The sequence below is a fragment of the Pseudomonas edaphica genome, from assembly GCF_005863185.1.
GTDB lineage: Bacteria > Pseudomonadota > Gammaproteobacteria > Pseudomonadales > Pseudomonadaceae > Aquipseudomonas > Aquipseudomonas edaphica.
Genome location: NZ_VBVZ01000586.1, coordinates 1 through 3,797 on the forward strand (window position 1 = coordinate 1; position 3,797 = coordinate 3,797).

Below are 3,797 nucleotides of genomic sequence, written 5' to 3' on the forward strand. Positions count from 1 at the left end.
ACATGGGCAATTCGTTGCTGATGATCGGCGCCAAACTGGGCATGGACGTGCGCATCGGCGCGCCGAAAGCCCTGTGGCCACACGAAGATTTCATCAAGCAGTGCCAGGCGTTTGCCGAGGAAAGCGGCGCACGCATCACCATCACCGAGGACCCGAAAGAGGCGGTCAAAGGCGTCGACTTCATCCACACCGATATCTGGGTGTCGATGGGTGAGCCGGTGGAAGCGTGGGACGAGCGTATCGAGCAACTGCTGCCGTACCAGGTCAACGCCAAGATGATGAAAGCCTCGGGCAACCCGCGCGTGAAGTTCATGCACTGCCTGCCGGCGTTCCATAACAGCGAAACCAAGGTGGGCAAGGACATCGCCGCGCGCTATCCGAACCTGGCCAATGGTGTGGAAGTGACTGAGGAAGTGTTCGAGTCGCCAGCCAACATCGCGTTTGAGCAGGCGGAAAACCGCATGCATACCATCAAGGCAATTCTGGTGTCGGCGCTGGCGGATATCTAACCCATCAAGCTGGTAATGCGCTCCCATGTGGGAGCCGGGCTTGCCCGCGATGGCGGTCTATATGATCCACCGCTATCGCAGGCAAGCCAGCTCCCACATTAACCGCGTTCCTTCAGCCAAGCTTTTAGAAGGACATTTTTATGCGCATCGTCGTAGCCCTGGGCGGTAACGCCCTGCTCCGCCGTGGTGAACCCATGACGGCGGACAACCAACGCGCCAATATCCGTATCGCCACCGAACAGATCGCCAAAATCCACCCCGGCAACGAATTGGTGATCGCCCACGGCAATGGCCCGCAAGTCGGCCTGCTGTCGTTGCAGGCAGCGGCTTACACCCAGGTTTCGCCGTACCCACTGGACGTGCTCGGCGCCGAGACCGAAGGCATGATCGGCTACATCATCGAACAGGAACTGGGCAACCTGCTGGACTTCGAGGTGCCGTTCGCCACCTTGCTCACCCAAGTGGAAGTCGACGCCAAAGACCCGGCCTTCCAGAACCCGACCAAGCCCATCGGCCCGGTGTACTCCAAAGCCGAAGCCGAAAAACTTGCCGCCGAAAAAGGCTGGGCCATCGCGCCCGATGGCGATAAATACCGTCGTGTGGTGGCCAGCCCACGCCCGAAACGCATCTTTGAAATCCGCCCGATCAAGTGGCTGCTGGAAAAAAGCGCCATTGTGATTTGCGCCGGTGGCGGCGGCATCCCGACCATGTATGGCGACGACGGCACGCTGCGCGGCATTGAAGCGGTGATCGACAAAGACCTGTGCTCATCCTTGCTGGCATCACAACTGGACGCGGATTTGCTGGTGATTGCCACCGACGTCAATGCGGCTTTTATCGACTTCGGCAAGCCGACCCAAAAGGCCATCGGCCAGGCCCATCCCGATGACATGGAGAAACTCGGCTTCGCCGCCGGCTCCATGGGGCCGAAGGTACAAGCGGCCTGCGAGTTCGCCCGCCAGACTGGCAAAACTGCCGTCATCGGTTCACTCTCGGATATCGAAGCCATCGTCCAGGGCAGCGCCGGCACGCGTATCAGCACGGCAAAACCTGGCATCACCTACCTGTGAAGTAGAGGAGAAACGCCTATGGCCACCTTTGAACCCGGTCACCTGCACATCGAACGTCACGCGCTCAACAAGGATGACTACAGCTACAACCTGTGCATCGACTACGAGGTCAGCCAGGATCCAAAGGAAGGCAAGGGAATGATCTTCAAGCTGCACGGCTCGGTGCAGGGCAAGGACCTCAAGGAGGAATTCTTTTTACCCAAGGATCAGGCCTTCGACTTTGCCCGGCATGCGATGAACATCGCGCAGAAATATGGAATGCCGAAGGTTGCGACGCTTAACGGCTCGATGCACAAGCAGTACGACTTGATGTTTGAGGATGTGCGGCATCAGTTGGATGTGAAATCCGGCGATCCGGTCAAACCGGAACACCTGGAGTAACAACACCGTAAGTCCAATGTGGGAGCTGGCTTGTGTGGGAGCTGGCTTGCCTGCGATGCGGTCACCTCGGTGTATCAGGTAGACCAAGGTGATGCTATTGCAGGCAAGCCAGCTCCCACATTTTGATCTCCCTGCGCTCCAAGGCATACTTGCCGCCTCCAGTTCCCCAGAATTGCCAGCCCCATGCGTATCCACGTCAGCTTCATCGACCGCGTCGGCATTACCCAGGAAGTCCTGGCCCTGCTCGGTGGGCGCAATCTCAACCTGGATGCGGTGGAGATGGTGCCGCCCAACGTGTACATCGACGCGCCGACCCTGAGCGCCGAGGTGCTCGAAGAGCTGCGCGATGCGCTGTTCAGCGTGCACGGCGTACAGGCGGTCACCGTGGTGGATATCCTTCCCGGCCAACGCCGCCACCTGCAACTCGACGCGTTGCTCGCGGCCATGACCGACCCGGTGCTGGCCCTGGACAGCGCGGGCAAGATCCTGCTGGCCAACCCGGCGCTGATCGCGCTGTATGGCCGCGAACCGGCGGGTGAAAGCATCAGCGCGTTGTTCAACGACCCGGCGTTGCTGGAAACCTTGCTCGAACAGGGCTTTCGTTTGCCGTTGCGCGAAATCAGCGTCAACGGCCAGACCTTTTTGCTCGACGCCACGCCGATCACTGACGCCGGCGCCCTGCTCACTCTGTACCAACCCAACCGCATCGGCGAACAGCTGTCGGCGCTGCACCATGACCATGCCGAAGGTTTTGATGCGCTGCTGGGCGAGTCGCCGGTGATCCGCACGCTCAAGGCGCGGGCGCAACGGGTGGCGGCGCTGGATGCACCGCTGTTGATCCAGGGCGAAACCGGCACCGGCAAAGAGCTGGTCGCGCGTGCCTGCCATGCTATCAGCGCGCGGCACAGTGCACCGTTTTTGGCCTTGAACTGTGCGGCGTTGCCGGAGAACCTGGCCGAAAGTGAATTATTCGGTTATGCGCCTGGCGCCTTTACCGGCGCGCAGCGTGGCGGCAAGCCGGGGCTGATGGAGTTGGCCAACCAGGGCACGGTGTTCCTTGATGAGATCGGTGAGATGTCGCCGTATTTGCAGGCCAAGCTGCTGCGGTTTCTCAACGACGGCAGCTTTCGCCGGGTGGGCGGCGACCGCGAAGTGAAGGTCAATGTGCGCATTCTCAGCGCTACTCACCGCGACCTGGAAAAGATGGTCAGCGAGGGCACCTTCCGCGAAGACCTGTTCTACCGCCTTAATGTGCTCAACGTCGAAGTGCCGCCGCTGCGCGAGCGCGGCCAGGACATTCTGCTGCTGGCGCGCTACTTCATGCAGCAGGCCTGTGCGCAGATCCAGCGCCCGGTGTGCCGCCTGGCGCCTGGCACTTACCCGGCGCTGCTCGGCAACCGCTGGCCGGGTAATGTGCGCCAGCTGCAGAACGTGATCTTCCGCGCCGCCGCCATCTGCGAAAGCAGCCTGGTGGACATCGGTGACCTCGACATCGCCGGCACCTCAGTGGCGCGCCAGAGCGACGGTGAAGTCGACAGCCTGGAGCAAGCGGTGGAAGACTTCGAGCGCAACCTGCTGGAAACGCTCTACACCAGTTATCCCTCGACCCGCCAACTGGCCAGCCGCTTGCAAACATCGCACACGGCAATTGCCCATCGCTTGCGCAAGTACGGCATTCCAAACAAAACCTGAAAATGTAGAGATCAAAATGTGGGGCTTGTGTGGGAGCTGGCTTGTGTGGGAGCTGGCTTGCCTGCGATGCAGGCACCTCGGTGTATCAGGTACACCAAGGTGATGCTATCGCAGGCAAGCCAGCTCCCACACAAGCCCCCTCCCC

Annotated in this window: 4 protein-coding genes; all 4 read left to right on the forward strand. The window is 60.7% G+C overall.

Going from position 1 to position 3,797, the window contains the following annotated elements:
• On the forward strand, nucleotides 1-509 hold a 509-nt coding region (locus FEM54_RS27010; RefSeq protein ID WP_477749740.1), incomplete at its 5' end, for a Rossmann-fold NAD(P)-binding domain-containing protein.
• Nucleotides 510-649: 140 nt separating this feature from the next.
• Nucleotides 650-1,579: a carbamate kinase gene (gene arcC, locus FEM54_RS27015; protein WP_017139150.1), complete on the forward strand. Its 930-nt coding sequence runs from the start codon at nucleotides 650-652 to the stop codon at nucleotides 1,577-1,579.
• Nucleotides 1,580-1,597: 18 nt separating this feature from the next.
• Nucleotides 1,598-1,960, forward strand: a complete 363-nt coding sequence (locus FEM54_RS27020) for a DUF5064 family protein (protein WP_138453701.1) — start codon at nucleotides 1,598-1,600, stop codon at nucleotides 1,958-1,960.
• 183 nt (nucleotides 1,961-2,143) lie between these two features.
• Complete coding sequence (locus FEM54_RS27025; protein WP_099549404.1) at nucleotides 2,144-3,652, forward strand: sigma-54-dependent transcriptional regulator; 1,509 nt, start codon at nucleotides 2,144-2,146, stop codon at nucleotides 3,650-3,652.
• The last annotated feature ends 145 nt before the right edge of the window (nucleotides 3,653-3,797 follow it).

What these genes read in the sequence shown, in the direction of transcription:
- FEM54_RS27025 (WP_099549404.1), top strand. Translation starts at nt 2,144, where the DNA reads ATGCGTATCCACGTCAGCTTCATCGACCGCGTCGGCATTACCCAGGAA.
- FEM54_RS27020 (WP_138453701.1), top strand. Translation starts at nt 1,598, where the DNA reads ATGGCCACCTTTGAACCCGGTCACCTGCACATCGAACGTCACGCGCTC.
- arcC (WP_017139150.1), top strand. Translation starts at nt 650, where the DNA reads ATGCGCATCGTCGTAGCCCTGGGCGGTAACGCCCTGCTCCGCCGTGGT.